A 15,043-nucleotide genomic window follows, 5' to 3' on the forward strand; every position below is an offset into this window, starting at 1 on the left:
GAGCCCGCCGAACCCGGCGTCATGTACATCTGCCCGATGCATCCGGAGGTCCGCCAGGAGGGTCCCGGTGACTGTCCTGAATGTGGTATGGCTCTGGAGCCGGAGCAGGCGAGCCTGGTGGAAGGTCCGTCTGAAGAGCTCAAGGACATGACCCGGCGGTTCTGGATCGGCCTGGTGCTGGCCCTGCCAATGGTGGTCCTGGAAATGGGCGGGCACTTTACCGGCCTCGACCAGGTGGTGCCATCCCATATCTCTCACTGGATACAGTTGGTACTGGCCACGCCGGTTGTGCTCTGGTAAGGCAGCGAGCATCCCCTGGCGCAGGCCATCCTCGACAAGGCCAAGGACATGGATCTGAAGCTGCCGGACGCCAAGGATTTCGACTCCCCCAACGGCAAGGGCGTCACCGGCAGGATCGATGGCAAGCAGATACTGGTGGGCAACCGCCTGCTGATGGAATCCGAGGACATCGACACCGCCGACTTCGAGGATGAGGCCGACCAGCTTCGCCAGGACGGTGCCACCGTCATCTTTGCGGCGGTGGACGGCAAGGTCTGCGGCCTGATCGCCATTGCCGACCCGGTCAAGGAAACCACCGGGGCGGCCATTTCGGCGCTGCAGAAAGACGGCATCCGGGTGGTGATGCTGACCGGTGACAACCGCACCTCCGCCGAAGCGGTCGCCCGCAAACTGGGCATTGACGAGGTAGAGGCAGAGGTACTGCCGAAGGACAAGGGCAAGATCGTCGAGCGCCTGCAGAAGGAAGGGCGGGTGGTGGCCATGGCCGGGGACGGTGTCAACGATGCCCCGGCGCTGGCCCAGGCCGATGTGGGCATTGCCATGGGGACCGGTACCGACGTGGCCATCGAGAGCGCAGGTATTACGCTTCTGCGGGGCGACCTGATGGGCATCGCGGAAGCCAGGAAGCTGTCCCTGGCCACCATGCGGAACATCCGCCAGAACCTGTTCTTCGCCTTTGTCTACAATTCAGCAGGGGTGCCGATTGCGGCGGGTGTGCTTTATCCCTTCACCGGTATCCTGCTATCGCCCATCTTTGCCGCTGCGGCCATGTCGCTGTCGTCGGTGAGCGTGATTGGCAACGCCTTGCGGCTCAGGCTGGTCAAGATTTCGGGAGAGTAGTTTCGGGCAAGCAACTCAAGGAGAGCAACTTCAGGCCTTCGATTCTTCGGGCAGAACTCATCAGACGACTGAGCGAACAGGAGGAAGGATTTGGATAATTTCGTCACTCTCTGGCATGAGGCTGCAACCACAAGCCTCGGTTTTTTCTGGATGGCACTGTGGGCGTTCATCCTCGGTTACATCATCAGCAGCCTGATCCAGGTTCTGGTTACCCGAAAGCGCATGCAGCAGGCCATGGGCAAGGACGGCCCGCGCAGTGTGGCCCTGGGCACCTTCTTCGGTTTCCTCTCGAGTTCCTGCAGTTTCTCGGCTTTGGCCACTACCCGGGCGATTTTCAACAAGGGTGCTGGCCTTGCCCCTTCACTGGCATTCATGCTGGCCTCCACCAACCTGGTGATCGAGCTGGGGATGGTGATCGCCGTATTCCTGGGCTGGCAGTTCGTCGTGGGGGAGTACGTGGGTGGCATCCTGCTGATCCTGGTGACCTGGCTGCTGGTGCGGATCACCCGGCCCCGCCGCCTGGAAGCACAGGCCCGCAGGAAGATGGATGACGGCGACTCGGACGGCGACGGCGCCAGTAAAAGCTGGAAGGAGAAGATCAAGAGCAAGGAAGGCTGGCAACAGATCGGCCAGACTTATGTCATGGAATGGCAGATGGTGTGGAAGGATGTGCTCATCGGCTTCACCGTGGCCGGTATCATTTCCGCCATGGTGCCCCAGAGTTTCTTCGAGGCGCTGTTTCTCGGCTCGGGCGGCGAGAATGCCGCCAACCCCGGCTTCCTGGCGGTGCTGGCGCAGACCCTCGTGGGTCCGATCGCCGCTTTCTTCACGTTCATCGGCTCCATGGGCAACATCCCTCTGGCCGCGGTGCTGTTTGCCCAGGGTGTGAGCTTTGCCGGCGTCATGGCGTTTATCTTCTCCGATCTGGTTGTACTGCCGGTCCTGCGGATCAACGCGTCCTACTACGGCTGGAAAATGGCCCTGTACATCCTCGCGCTGATGCTGGTGGGTATTGTCACGGTTTCGCTGACCATGCACTACGCCCTGGCGCTGCTGGGCCTGCTGCCGGACTTTGGCAACCAGGTGGCCATGGGGGACCGGGAGTTCTTCAAATGGAACTACCAGGCGGTTCTCAACATCCTGTTCCTGGCCACCACAGTGGTGCTGGTGTGGTTCTACCGGGAAGGTCAGAAGCAGCACTCCCATCACCACTGCCATGACCATCACGATCACGGCGGCGCCTCGATGACCGACAAGGTACTTCGGGTGCTGGTGGTGATTGCGCTGGTGTGGCTGGTAGGCGGCACCCTGGCGCCGCTGCTGTAACGCGCACCGAAAAGTGTCCGGGCAGCCCGGTTTCAGCCCTGCTTCAGCAGCACCGGGGCGAAACCGCCGCCCGGCGTGCGAAGATTGGTGGCCTGGCCACGGTATAGCCTTGCCGCGGCCAGCAGAAGGCTGCCGCGATAGGTATACAGGCGCACATCCACCTTGAGCATTTCCGGCTCATCATCCACCAGAACCCGGCGTTCAGAGGGCGGCACGTACGCCTGGGCGATGTAGTCGCTCTCCAGAATGCGGGCGAATGTGCTCCTGGTCAGCTTGCTGCCCCGGTACACGCCTTTGCTGCCGTGGCCTGATACGGGCTTGAAAAACCAGTCCCGGCGTTGTTGCCAGAGATTCTCGGCGTCATCGGCGTTGACCCGTATTGTGGTGGGAATGCCTGAATGAAGACGTTGGGCGTGGTCCTTGCTGAGGCCCCAGCCCTCGAGGATCGCATGATCTGACAGTACCGCCAGGTTGCGTTTGTCGGCGAACAGGGCATGGGCAAAGGGATTCGGGGTTATGACAGCGCCACCGCCCAACCAGGCTGCGCGCAGGGCGGCGTGTTCGGGCGCGTCGAGTCCAAAATCCACCAGCCGGTTGTAGACCAGATCGATTCGCCGGTCACCACTGTAGAGGGCACCCGCGTCATATTTAAGCTCGGAGGGCGCAAGTATGAGCGCGTCCAACCCATGCTTGCGGAACATCTGCTGCGCCAGCCTGAACTCGGGGTAGAGATGCTGGCCGGTCGGGTCATCATCGACAATCGCCACCCTTTCCGGTCGGCCGCTGCCTCGCTGGGCGCGCCACTCGCTTTCGAACTGACCAATCACCGCGGCATCGAAGTCCTCGGCCCGGGCGGCCCGGGTGGAGCCGCCACAGCATTGCACCTGGGCCCTTGCCAGCTCGGCATTGAGGAAGGCGCCCCCGGCATTGGTGTTGATTTCGATGAGGCGGGGGCCGTCCTCGCCGAGGTGAAAATCATAGCCCATGAAAGCGCCGGCGGGCCCGGGATTGAGCTGGCCACTGGCCGGCGCCCAGGACCGCACCTGCTGTTGATACTCGGGGAGAGAAGCCGCTGCCTCCACCGCCCCCACAATTGCCTGCATCTGCCCCAGGTCGTCGCCGGAAACAAAGACAGCAACATTGGAGAAGAACTGCTGCCAGGCGTCGCTGGACAGGATTTCGTCGGCTTTTTCCCCAAGCTGGTGGGCCAGGTTGCGAACAATGGCCGTCCGGTCGAGCGTGACGCAAACGCACTGCTGGTTCAGCCTTGCCGCTTCCGACTTTGCTGAATAGTCACTGGTTCTTTCCAAGAGTGGCCCTCTGTTTGCGATTGCCTTGCCGGTCAGGAGATATGCCATGGGACTGGCAGGAATTGACGTGAGTTTAGCAAGGATGGAGCCCCAGAATCCCCTGGAGTTCAAGGTTTCCCATCTGGTTTCGCTCAGTGGAATGCCCTGGTCAACTGGTGAGACCTGGCGATGGATACTAGGCTTAAAGGGTTTGGCCAGCGAGCCCGGGCCGCGAAAACATGATGATGGGAGAGATTGATGATTAACCTGACCATAAATGGAGAGCAGCACGAGCTGGATATTCCTGACGACATGCCCTTGCTTTGGGCCATTCGGGATGTTGTGGGATTGAAAGGCACCAAGTTCGGGTGCGGTATCGCGCAGTGCGGAGCCTGCACCGTTCACCTCAATGGCTCGGCGATTCGCTCCTGCGTAACACCGGTATCCGCCGCTACGGGCGAGATCACCACCATCGAGGCCATGGCCGAGGATGCGGTTGGCAACAAGGTCCAGCAGGCCTGGCTGGACCTGGGGGTGGCCCAGTGCGGCTACTGCCAGGGCGGCCAGATCATGAACGCCACGGCACTGCTGAAGAGAACGCCACAGCCGGACACCCAGGAAATCATCGACGCCATGGCCGGCAACCTCTGCCGATGCGGCACCTACAACCGCATCCTGGCGGCCATTGAACGTGCCGCGGACGAGGAGACCAGCTCATGAGCCGATCAGACGACAAACTGCTGCTGGCCAATGTCAGCCGCCGGGGACTTCTCAAAGGCATCGCAGGCGCTTCCGCCCTGTTGCTGGCTGCGCGTTGGGACCTGGGCTTTGCCAATGAACAGGCCCAGTTTGGCGCCGGCGCCATGCCCGGCGGCTGGGTGGACAACCCCAACGTCTTTATCCACATCGATACCGACGGCCTGGTTACCATCATCAACAACCGGGCCGAAATGGGGCAGGGCATCCGCACCAGCCTGGTTATGGTGGCCGCCGACGAGTTGGGCGCGGACTGGGACCAGGTCCGGGCTGAGCAGGCCAATGCGGACCAGGACAAATACGGCAACCAGAACACCGACGGCTCCCGCAGCATGCGTCACTGGTATGACCCCATGCGCCGGGCAGCAGCATCCGCCAGGCTGATGCTGGAGCAGGCCGCCGCCAACCAGTGGGATGTTCCCTTGCATGAGGTCAAGGCGGGGGTCCACAAGGTGGTACACCAGCCTTCCGGCAGGGAGCTGGGCTTTGGTGAACTGGCCAAAGCGGCCAGGGAACTGGATGTTCCCGGCCGGGATGCCCTGGTGCTCAAGTCCGACAGCGAGCTGCGCTTCATCGGCAAGGAGTCCGGGCTGATCAACGGTGAACTCAAGTCCGCCTACCCCAAAGCCATCGATGGCAGGGACATAGTCACCGGCAAGGCGGTATTTGGCGCCGATGTGGACCTGGAGGGCACCCTTTACGCGGTGGTGGCCCGCCCGCCTGTCTATGGCGCGAAGATCAGGAGCGTCGATGACAGCGAGGCGCTCAAGGTCCCTGGCGTGAAGAAGACCGTTCGCATTGAAACCGCCGAGCAGCCGGCGGCATTCAGCCCGCTGGGTGGCGTGGCGGTGGTGGCGTCCAACACCTGGGCCGCCATGCAGGGCCGCAAGGCGCTGAAGATCGAATGGGACATGGGCGCGGCCGGCGATAACGCCGATTACACCTCCGAGGCCTACCGGAAGTCCCTCGAGAAGGCGGCGCAATCCCCCGGCAAGGTCATCCGCCAGAATGGCGATGTGGAAGCCGCCCTGAAATCCGCTGATAAGCGGGTTTCGGCCACCTACTACATGCCCCATATGGCGCAGGCGCCCATGGAGCCGCCGGTGGCGGTGGTCCTGGTCAAGGACGGCAAAGCGGAAGCCTGGGCCCCGGTCCAGAATCCAAGGGCCACCCGCGAGGGTATCGCGGGCATACTGGGGGTGGACAAGGAGAAGGTCACCGTCCACCAGACGCTGCTGGGTGGCGGTTTCGGCCGCAAGTCCAAGCCGGATTTCGTCAATGAGGCGGCCCGGGTGGCAAAGGAATTCGAGGGTCAGCCCATCAAGCTGCAATGGTCCCGCGAGGATGACATCCAGCACGCCTTTTTCCACGCGGTCTCGGTGGACCACCTGGAAGCCGGCCTGGACGGGCAAGGCAAGGCCACCAGCTGGCGCCACCGCACCCTGTCCCCTAGCATCACCTCCCTGTTTGCGCCGGACCCTGAGCACAAGGCCGAGTTCGAACTGGGCATGGGCTTCAATACCATGCCCTTCCACATTCCCGCCATCCGGCTGGAGAATCCGCCGGCCCCGGCCCATGTCCGCATTGGCTGGTTCCGTTCTGTTTACAACCTGCCCCATGCCTGGGCCATCCAGAGTTTTGCCCACGAGCTGGCGGTCGCCGCCGGCAAAGACCACCGGGACTATGTGCTGGACCTGCTGGGGCCGGACCGGGAGATTCACAACCTGACCGTGGGTGACGGCTGGAACTATGGCGAAGATCCGGACATGTACCCCATCGACGTGGCCCGCATGCGCCGGGTGATCGAGCGCGCTACCGAAGAGGCCGGTTGGGGACGTGAGACAGGCAAGGGTCGGGGCCTGGGTCTGGCCTTCCACCACAGTTTTGTCTCCTACACCGCGGTGGTCTTTGACGTGGAGGTGGACGACAAGGGTGAGGTGACCATCCACAGCGCGGACATTGCCTTCGATTGCGGCCCCCAGGCCAATCCGGAGCGGATCCGGGCTCAAATGGAGGGCTCGGTGATCATGGGTATCGGTGTCGCCCTGCAAAGCGAGGTGACCTTCGAGGATGGCGTCGCCCAGCAGGACAACTTCGACAAGTACCTGATCCCGCGCATGCCCAACGCGCCGGAGGTGGTGCGGGTGCACCTGATCGACAACCCCGACGACGCCATGGGTGGTGTCGGTGAGCCGGGCTTTCCACCAGTGGCGCCCGCCCTGTGCAATGCCATCTACGCCGCTACCGGGAAGCGCATACGCCGACTCCCGGTGGCTGACCAGTTGAGCGCCTGACCATGCAGAACCTGGATTACCGGGTGCTCGACCAGGCCATCGAATGGCTCGGGCAGGACAGGGTGGTGTGGCTTTGTACCGTCCTGTCCACGTTTGGCTCGTCCCCAAGGGAGCCCGGCTCGATGATGGTGGCCACCGGGAAGGGGGAGCACCTGGGTTCGCTGTCTGGCGGCTGCGTGGAGGAGGACTTCCTCGAGCGCCTTACCGCGGGAGAATACGACCAGCCGGCGCTGGTTGTGCGTTACGGTGAACCCGGCGAAGTCGCCCGGAACAGCCGTGTACGCCTTCCCTGTGGCGGGCGTCTGGACGTGCTGGTGGAGCGCCTGGCGCCGGATTCACAAAACCTGGCCCATCTGGATGTCGTAAGAGCGGCGCTTGGCGGTGAAGGGGACGTGATCCGTCATGTGCTGCTGAGCGAGGGCCGCATCTGGCTTGAGAACGCCGGCCCGAACGGACCACGGGTACAGTGGCAGGCAGGGGAGGAGGTGATCCGGATTCGTGTGGGGCCGGTTGCCCGGCTCATCTTGGCGGGTTACTCCTCGGTGGCCGAGGCCTGCGCCAACTTCGCCCTCAGCCTCGGCTACCAGGTCGTTCTCTGTGATCCGAGGGAGGAGGTCACCAAGACCATGACCTTGCCCGAGGGTGTCGACTTCCTTCCGCTGCTGCCCTCTCTCTATATCGCATCGGAGGGCGCCTGCAATGCATCGACCGCCGTCGTGGCCGTCACCCACGACCCGCGCATTGACGATCTGGCGATGATGGCGGCGGTCAAGACGGCCGCCGGCTACATTGGTGTGATGGGCTCCCGGCGCACCTCCGGGGCCAGGGCAGAGCGCCTGCGTCGCACCGGAGGGCTGAGTGATGCGGAGATCGAGCGGATCCATATGCCGATAGGCCTGGATCTGGGCAGCAAGACACCGGCGGAGATTGCGCTCGCGATCTTGGCGGATCTGGTCCGGGTACGACGGGGACGAATGCCGGTTGCCGGCTGAACGGTTTCATTCGCCGACAGGCAAGGCTCAGGGAGGTCTGCAATGGCAAACAAGACCAGGACCGCGGGAAAGCATCTGATCCGGGAAGCGGTGGACGAGGACCTCCCGGTACTGGTGGAGTTTCTCGCCAAGCTGGCCCTGCATGTTTCCGGTGCGCCGCCCCAGAGCCTGGAGGAGAGTGAGCGGCAGCGCCTGCTGGGCGTGCTGCGGTCATCACTGACCGATCCTAATAAACAGCTACTTGTGGCGGAGGTGCCGCAGGCCGGTCTGGTCGGAATGGGCTATATCTATGTTATGCGCAACCAGGGGATCTGGGAGCAGACCCGGCATGTGGAATATCGCTCCGGCATCATTGATGATGTCTGGGTGGAGCCGGAGTTCCGCAAGCGAGGCATCTTCCCGGACCTGCTGCGCAGGCTGGTGGCGTTTGCCGAGAGCCGCGGGGCCTATGAGCTGATACTGGAATACTCTGCGTCGAACAAGGAAGCCAAGGCGGTCTGGACCCGGCTTGGTTTCAAGACCGTCGGGGTGCGCGCGGCGGCGTTCACCAGCGCGGTGCAGGAAGCCCTGGCAAACCGGCCCTGACGCAGGGGCCGGAAGGCAAAAACATGACCGGGACGCAAATCGTAAGAAGGAGGCTGCAGTGTTAGGTGACCGATCCGTGAACGTCTTTTATGACCAGGCCATGCTGGGCCACAATCCCGAGGTGGATCTTCCCTACATGCCCAGCCGTGTTGAGAAGCGCGTGAGGAACATCCTGCAGGGCCTTGATTTCAAATGGAGTTATCCCGAGCATCCAGGCCGGCTCACCGCCATCATGAAGTACCTGGAAGAGCATCCGGTCGAAGGGGTGCAGTTCAAGTCCGGAGCCGGTGCCACCTACAACCAGCTGGCCCGGGTGCACACCACCTCCTACCTGGACCATGTGTTTTCCCTGGCGGGCAAGAGTGCCTGGCTGGATTCCGACACCACCGCGGTCTCGCCGGACAGCATCACGGCCGCCCTGTCCGCGGCGGGAAATGCCATTGCCGCAGTGGAGAGCGTGGTCAACGGCGAATGCCAGAGCGCATTCGCCCTGGTGCGTCCCCCCGGTCACCATGCTGAACCGGTAAGGGCACGAGGCTTCTGCCTGCTTAACAACGTCGCGGTAGCAGCGGCCCACGCCCAGGCAAAGCTGGGCTGCGAGCGGGTATTGATCGTCGACTGGGATGCCCACCACGGTAACGGCACCCAGGACATTTTCTGGGCCGATCCGGACGTGCTCTTCTTCGATACCCACTGCGCCGCGCCTTTTTACCCGGGTTCCGGTGATCTTGAGGAGGTGGGCGCGGGATTTGGTGAGGGCTACACCATCAACGTCCCCTTGCCGGAGTCCGCCGGCGATATCGCCTTTGAAAAAGTATTTCGCGAGATTCTGGTGCCGGCGGCGGAGCATTTCAAACCGGACCTGGTGCTGGTCTCCGCCGGCTTCGACCCCCACCGCAACGACATGGCCCTGAACCTTTCCTATGACGGTTTCAAGGTCATCACCCGCATCGTCCAGGACATCGCCGACCAACATTGCAATGGCAGGCTGGCACTGGTTCTGGAAGGGGGCTACAACCTGACCTCACTGTCCCGGGGCGTCCACGCCGTGCTGGAAACCCTGGCCGGTGGCGATGTCCCGGAGTTGATGGAAACCGGAGTGAAGGAGGCCGCCGAGGCCGCCGAGTTCCACCGCTCCGCGTTCAGCGACGAGGACGAGGACGGCGCGGCCTGACAGCGGCGCCGTTCACCCGACCACCGCCCGCTGTAGGCTTTCCGCGGCTGTCATGGTACCTTCCCGCCAGCAAACTTTGTTCACCGATTTCCGAACATTCAGACTGGCGAGATTAGCTTATGAACGTGATCATTATCGGCGCGGGGATTATGGGAACCACCTTTGCCACCCTGGCAAAAGAGCTGGCGCCCGAGTTGGATATCACCATCCTTGAAAGGCTGGACGGCCCCGGCGCCGGCAACTCCTGGGTCTTCAACAATGCCGGTACCGGTCATGAAGCCAATTGTGAGCTCAACTACACTCCGGTGGACGAGGAGGTCATCTCCGTCGAGAAGGCGCTGAAGATCCACGCCCAGTTCAACGTGGCCAAGCAGTTCTGGGCCCACCTGGTGGAAAAGGGCGCCATCCCCGACCCCAAGACCTTCATCAACCAGACCAAGCACTGCACCATTGTCTCCGAGCCCTCCATTGACGAGTTGAAGCTGCGATTCAGGGAGATGTCTGGCCATCACTTCTTCGAGCAGATGCGCTACTCGGAGGACTTTGATGAAATTGAAAGCTGGATTCCCTACTGCATGGAGGGCCGCCCGCGCTCCCAGAAAATGGCGGCCACTGTCATCGAGACCGGCACGGATGTGGACTTTGGCGCGCTGACCGAACAGATGGCGGCCCACGCCGTGCAGGACCTGGGGGTCAAGATCGAGTACGGCACCCACGTCCGGCGCGTACACCGAAGCCCCACCGGCCGCTGGATTATCGAGGCCGAGACCCAGGAAGCGTCGCTCCAGTACAAGGCGGACGTGTTGTTCGTGGGCGCCGGCGGTGGTGCCTTCCCGCTGCTCAAGAAAAGCCATCTGCCGTTCCGCAGCCGCTTTGCCGGCTTCCCGGTGGGCGGGCGCTTCCTGCAGGCCTCCATAACCGAGGAGCAGGCCAGTCATTACCGCGCCAAGACCTACGGCAAAGCCAAAGTGGGTGCGCCGCCCATGTCGGTGCCTCACCTGGACCTGCGGGTGGTGAATGGCAAGCACTACCTGCTGTTCGGGCCGTTTGCGTCCTTCAAGCCGGTGCTCGAGAAGGGCCGGGGCTTCTTTGATTACCTCAGCTCCATGCGCCTGCACGACATTCCGGCGCTTCTGAACGTCGCCCTGGAGCATTTCCCGCTGGTGAAGTACTTGGTTTCAGAGACCTTCAAGGGCGAGAAGAGCATGTTCGAGGAACTCGACGAGTTCGCGCCGGGGCTGAGCGAGAAGTTTGACTGGAAACCGGTTCAGGCCGGCCAGCGGGTGCAGATCATCAAGGACGGCGACCTGCAGATGGGCACCGAGATACTGGTGTCCAGCGACAAGACCTACGGCACACTGCTGGGGGCCTCGCCGGGCGCCTCGGTGTCACCCGAGGTGATGCTGCGCTGCCTGGAGCAGCTGATGCCGTCGATCTTCGACTCCGATGAGGCCAAGGAGAAGAAGAAAAAGATCTTCCCGGAGGACAACCTTGAGGCCCTGATCAAAAACGCCGACCGCTACCGGGAGATCCGGGATAGCGCCAACCAGCGCCTGGGCATCAGCGCGAGCGGCGCGAAGTAAAACCCTGGGCAGAGCTGCCTGTGTGGCAGCTCTGCTATCCTGAGTCAGGGATCTGACGGGCGGTCGCGAAAGGCCATATCAAGGGCCTCGGCGCCGCTCTGCACCATGGGTTCGAAATGAGCGGGCTCTCCCCGGGTGAGATCGGTAACGCGGCGGCGACGGTAAAAGGTGAACGTACCCAGCCCCGCTAACACGACCGCGATGTAAAGGGGCAGGGCATGGCCGCCGGCCATGTTCATCAGGGTGCCGGCCAGAATCGGGGCGATGGCGCAACCGGCGCCATGCAGCATCAACATGGCCGAGGAGCCGCCAACCACTTCATCTGGCTGGAGCTGGTCGATCAGTTGCGCGACCGATAATGGGTAAAGGCAGAACGCCAGACCGCCCCAGACAAAAAACAGACCCATCAGCACAAACGGCTGGGTGCCCAGCGGCATCGCCAGTGCCATTGCGGCGGCCGCAAAGGTGATCACGTTCATCACCCGAGCCCGGTCGTGTCGGTCGGAATAACGGCCCACCGGCAGCTGGAAGAGGGCGCCTCCCAGAATGGTAAGACTCATCACTGTGGCCACCGCCCCGATATCAAAACCCAGCCCGATGATATAGATCGGCGTCATAGCCCAGAACGCGCCCATGGCCAGCCCTGACAGGAAGGCCGAAGCCACCGGCAGGGGCGCGAACCTGGCCAGCTCAAGAAGGTTGGCCTGCGGCCGCTCGGAGATCTCCGGCTGGGGCTTGCTGGTGAGGGTAATGGGTAACAGCGCCCAGCAGATCAGAATCGACACCACGACGAAGAGCAGGAAACCCTCAGTACTGCCGAACCGGAGGATCTGCTGGGCGAACGCCAGGGCCCCGAGATTGACCACCATGTAGATGGCGAACACCCGTCCTCGCTCAGGGCCACGGGCCTGGCTGTTGAGCCAGCTCTCGATCACTGTGATCAGGGTGATGTAGGAAAGCCCGTAAACAAATCTGAGCACCAGCCAGACCCAGGGATCGATGAACACCAGGTGCAGCAATGCTGCGCTGGCGCAGAGGGCGGCACAGAACGCGAATGTCCGAATATGGCGCATCCGCCGGATCAGCCGTCGGCTCGCCCAGGTGCCGCAGATAAAACCGACAAAATAGCCGGACATGATCACCCCAAGGAAGGCGCTGGAAAAACCCTCCGCCGTGCCCCTCAGTGCCAGCAGCGTATTGATCAGGCCATTGCCAAGCAGAAGCAGGGCGACGCTGACCAGGATCGATCGAATAGGCTTAAGGACCGAAAATGTGGGCATCGGAGTCTCCGCATGTCTGTGCATCAGACATCATGCAGTAACTACGCCAGGGAGTCTGCCTTAACTAAAAACCATCTGATGCATCATCCGCCCCGGCAGCAGGGTGAGCGCACCAGTCAGTATGAGTGCCAGGAAATAGGTGAGCGCCATGGTAATGGCGTGGGTTCGGACCTTGCCCCTGCGAGCTGCGCGCACTCCAATAATCAGAACCGCCAGGGTGAAAATGGAGAGCCCGTGGATGGGGCTCCAGATACCCCAGACGCGCAGTTCGTGAATGAAGAAAGAGGTGAGGACGACGATCACCATGAACAGCACCCAGGCTCTCCCGGTCGCCCTGTGCAGTGGTGTTCCTTTGGGAAGTGCGAGCTGCAGACCGCCGGCAACCACAGCGCCAAACGCCACCAGGATGTGGGACTGAATGGCGAAAGGGGCCTCGGTGAAGATTTCAATGTTCATTCGTTGACCACCTGGCTATGCCGTTTCTCGAGTATGTGGTGCGGTGCATCCCAAGCTCCTCGCGCCTGCTTTTGCCAACCAATGTTTACAATGGTAATTTAAATATTAACGCTGTCAACATTATCCCTTCCGCGGTATGATTCCCGGCATGGCCACTTCAGACCGTAATAAAGACGACAAAACCTATCACCATGGCAACTTGCGGGCGGTGCTGATTGATGCCGGCCTGGCCATACTGGAGGAGGGCGAGCAGGAGCTGACCCTGCGATCGGTCGCCAAGCGGGTGGGTGTCAGCCACACCGCACCCTACAACCATTTCGCGGGCAAGGATGGGCTGCTGGCGGAGATTGCGATCCGCGGGTTTGAAGAGCTCCGGCGCGTCACCGATGAAGCGCGGCTGGCGGCGGGATCCGATGCGGACGATCAGCTTCTGGCCACGGGGTTGGCCTACATCCGGTTTGGCAGCCGGCGGCCTGCACTTTACCAGCTCATGTTCGGGCCCAGGAAAGCCGGTGTGTCCTCGGAGAAGGTGGAGGCTGCCGGAGCTGCTGCATTCGAGGTTCTGGTGGAGGTGATCCGCGGCGGGGTGGGCTCCGGCCGATTTCGCCAGGTCGACATTCGGGGGGCCGCGTTCTCATCCTGGGCGCTGGTACACGGCATGACCCAGATGGTTCTGGACAGAACCGGTGCGCCGGGAGCAGACAAGGGCACCGATATCGAGATGCGACTGCTGGCGGCCCACTCCATAACCATGAAAGGTCTGCTTAAGAGTTAAGCTTGAAGCACTTCCATTCCACCACGTTACCCTCCCTGTCAAAGCGCACGAAGCCTGCAAAATCATCTTCATCCCACCAGGCCTTGATGTGGCCCACGAGTTCACCTTCATTGCTGACCAGATCGAAGGCGGTGTTGGTGGCTTCCCGGGGGCGGCTGTCTTCGGAAGGTTCAGCGGCCCTCAGCATCAGATCCGGTACGAAGGGGTGGATGATAGAGATGAGGTTCGGGTTCATGGGGATACTCCGTAACGTCCATTGATCCAAAATCAATCTGCGTAACTGTATAACGACAGAGATCCTAGGGTGCCAATTTTTTAGCGTCTCATCAGACCAATAGCTAATAAGGGCTGGCTCCCCTAAAACCTGCACTTTTACCGGCGCTGACTCTTGCAATAATCGGAATACCAATCATCTGCAGACAAGCGCAGAAGTAGCTTGAAAATAAATGCACAAGATTCTGATATTAAGATTTTATTCAGGAGCTACCATCCGACCCTATGCCCCGAAAGCCGGAGCTACGGATCTGTTCCGAGCTTGACCAATGGGCACAGCATGACCTGCGAAGCGTTGCAGGGTCGTGACGGATTTGTGTCGTCGAAAGGCGAGGGGGGCGATCTCCTGCCCGCCAAGCTTGCCGAAATGGATTCAGCAGACGCTCCCGCCAGGTATCTTCCAGTGCTGGGACAGTCTGGGATAGCCCGGCGTATTGTCGAGATCTGTTCCGTTCACTGAAAAACGCGATACGATTTCCGAAGTACCCGCAGAAAAGTAAACTGAGGTTAAGCAATGATGCGAACTGAGTTTCTTCAGAATTTGATCAGACAGCTGTCACCGAGGCTGGACGAGACATCCTACGTTTACTGCACGGTGCCTAAGGCTCACTATGGCGAGTTGGAGCACCTCAAGCCGATTGTGAGTATCGCGGAACTGGAGGGCCTGACACTGGTAATTCCGCTTGAACAGGCAAAAGCGGAGGGCCTGGACTACTACCGTGTGTTCAGCCGCATAACTTTAGAGGGGCACTCAAGCCTTGAGGCGCTGGGCCTTACGTCGGTGGTCACGCGCGTGTTGGCCGAGCGCGGCATCACAACGAACGTGATTGCCGGGTTCTATCACGACCACATGTTCGTGCCGAGTGACCGCACGGAAGAAGCACTAAGAGCGCTTGAGGAGCTTGCCGAGAATCCGGGGGGCTAACTGAGCGATTGCGCCCAACAACTAGGTGTAGTCCATACCCAAGGAGGGGTGAGCTTCGGGTTTTTCGTGGTCTGGCTGACCTCGATTCTTGGCTTGGGTCGCGCGCTGAAATAACCTCTTCTTTATCATGACGGATCAAGGCGCGGGTCGCAGTACACTTAAAGTCATTTCTAGAATAGCTATTCTGTTATCAAA

14 protein-coding genes and 1 pseudogene are annotated in these 15,043 nt (G+C 61.5%); 11 read left to right on the forward strand and 4 right to left on the reverse strand.

Features of this window, described 5'->3' with window-relative positions:
• From R3280_RS16905 to R3280_RS12495, 3 genes and pseudogenes are all read left to right on the forward strand, one after another.
• The coding region (locus R3280_RS16905) for a heavy metal-binding domain-containing protein (RefSeq protein ID WP_413468776.1) at positions 1–300 on the forward strand (300 nt) is incomplete at its 5' end.
• Positions 301–1,140 (forward strand): annotated as a pseudogene (locus tag R3280_RS12490) (HAD-IC family P-type ATPase); the annotation flags it as partial.
• Positions 1,141–1,230: 90 nt separating this feature from the next.
• A complete protein-coding gene (locus R3280_RS12495; RefSeq protein ID WP_318998940.1) occupies positions 1,231–2,466 on the forward strand; it encodes a permease in 1,236 nt (411 codons plus the stop codon).
• A 32-nt stretch (positions 2,467–2,498) separates the two neighbouring features.
• On the opposite strand, the gene R3280_RS12500 is transcribed toward R3280_RS12495, so the two are convergent.
• A complete protein-coding gene (locus R3280_RS12500; RefSeq protein ID WP_318998941.1) occupies positions 2,499–3,824 on the reverse strand; it encodes a hypothetical protein in 1,326 nt (441 codons plus the stop codon).
• Between the two features lie 189 nt (positions 3,825–4,013).
• On the opposite strand from R3280_RS12500, the gene R3280_RS12505 reads away from it, so the two are divergent.
• From R3280_RS12505 to R3280_RS12530, 6 genes are all read left to right on the forward strand, one after another.
• Positions 4,014–4,475 carry a (2Fe-2S)-binding protein gene (locus R3280_RS12505; RefSeq protein ID WP_318998942.1) on the forward strand — a complete coding sequence of 154 codons (462 nt, stop codon included), beginning with the start codon at positions 4,014–4,016 and terminating at the stop codon, positions 4,473–4,475.
• Positions 4,472–6,805 carry a xanthine dehydrogenase family protein molybdopterin-binding subunit gene (locus R3280_RS12510; RefSeq protein ID WP_318998943.1) on the forward strand — a complete coding sequence of 778 codons (2,334 nt, stop codon included), beginning with the start codon at positions 4,472–4,474 and terminating at the stop codon, positions 6,803–6,805. The genes R3280_RS12505 and R3280_RS12510 overlap by 4 nt, the downstream gene beginning before the upstream one ends.
• Before the next feature lie 2 nt (positions 6,806–6,807).
• The gene (locus R3280_RS12515; protein ID WP_318998944.1) at positions 6,808–7,797 is read left to right on the forward strand and encodes an XdhC family protein; all 990 of its coding nucleotides are present in this window, start codon (positions 6,808–6,810) and stop codon (positions 7,795–7,797) included.
• A 42-nt stretch (positions 7,798–7,839) separates the two neighbouring features.
• A complete protein-coding gene (locus tag R3280_RS12520) occupies positions 7,840–8,382 on the forward strand; it encodes a GNAT family N-acetyltransferase (RefSeq protein WP_318998945.1) in 543 nt (180 codons plus the stop codon).
• Positions 8,383–8,440: 58 nt separating this feature from the next.
• The gene (locus R3280_RS12525; RefSeq protein WP_318998946.1) at positions 8,441–9,556 is read left to right on the forward strand and encodes a histone deacetylase; all 1,116 of its coding nucleotides are present in this window, start codon (positions 8,441–8,443) and stop codon (positions 9,554–9,556) included.
• Positions 9,557–9,675: 119 nt separating this feature from the next.
• Positions 9,676–11,139 (forward strand): malate:quinone oxidoreductase, encoded by a 1,464-nt coding sequence (locus R3280_RS12530; protein ID WP_318998947.1) that lies wholly within the window; start codon positions 9,676–9,678, stop codon positions 11,137–11,139.
• A gap of 44 nt (positions 11,140–11,183) precedes the next feature.
• Here the strand turns inward: R3280_RS12530 and R3280_RS12535 are convergent, their stop codons facing one another.
• On the reverse strand, positions 11,184–12,419 hold the full coding sequence (locus R3280_RS12535; protein ID WP_318998948.1) for an MFS transporter: 1,236 nt from the start codon (positions 12,417–12,419) through the stop codon (positions 11,184–11,186).
• 60 nt (positions 12,420–12,479) lie between these two features.
• Positions 12,480–12,875, reverse strand: coding sequence for a DUF2306 domain-containing protein (locus R3280_RS12540; RefSeq protein WP_318998949.1), 396 nt, complete (start codon positions 12,873–12,875; stop codon positions 12,480–12,482).
• A gap of 148 nt (positions 12,876–13,023) precedes the next feature.
• On the opposite strand from R3280_RS12540, the gene R3280_RS12545 reads away from it, so the two are divergent.
• Complete coding sequence (locus tag R3280_RS12545; protein ID WP_318998950.1) at positions 13,024–13,650, forward strand: TetR/AcrR family transcriptional regulator; 627 nt, start codon at positions 13,024–13,026, stop codon at positions 13,648–13,650.
• Here R3280_RS12545 and R3280_RS12550 read toward each other — a convergent pair.
• A complete protein-coding gene (locus R3280_RS12550) occupies positions 13,640–13,885 on the reverse strand; it encodes a hypothetical protein (protein WP_318998951.1) in 246 nt (81 codons plus the stop codon). The genes R3280_RS12545 and R3280_RS12550 overlap by 11 nt on opposite strands.
• A gap of 552 nt (positions 13,886–14,437) precedes the next feature.
• Here R3280_RS12550 and R3280_RS12555 point away from each other — a divergent pair.
• Positions 14,438–14,848, forward strand: coding sequence for an ACT domain-containing protein (locus tag R3280_RS12555; RefSeq protein WP_318998952.1), 411 nt, complete (start codon positions 14,438–14,440; stop codon positions 14,846–14,848).
• Positions 14,849–15,043 lie beyond the last annotated feature (195 nt).

The organism is Marinobacter sp. (assembly GCF_033722195.1).
Lineage (GTDB): Bacteria > Pseudomonadota > Gammaproteobacteria > Pseudomonadales > Oleiphilaceae > Marinobacter.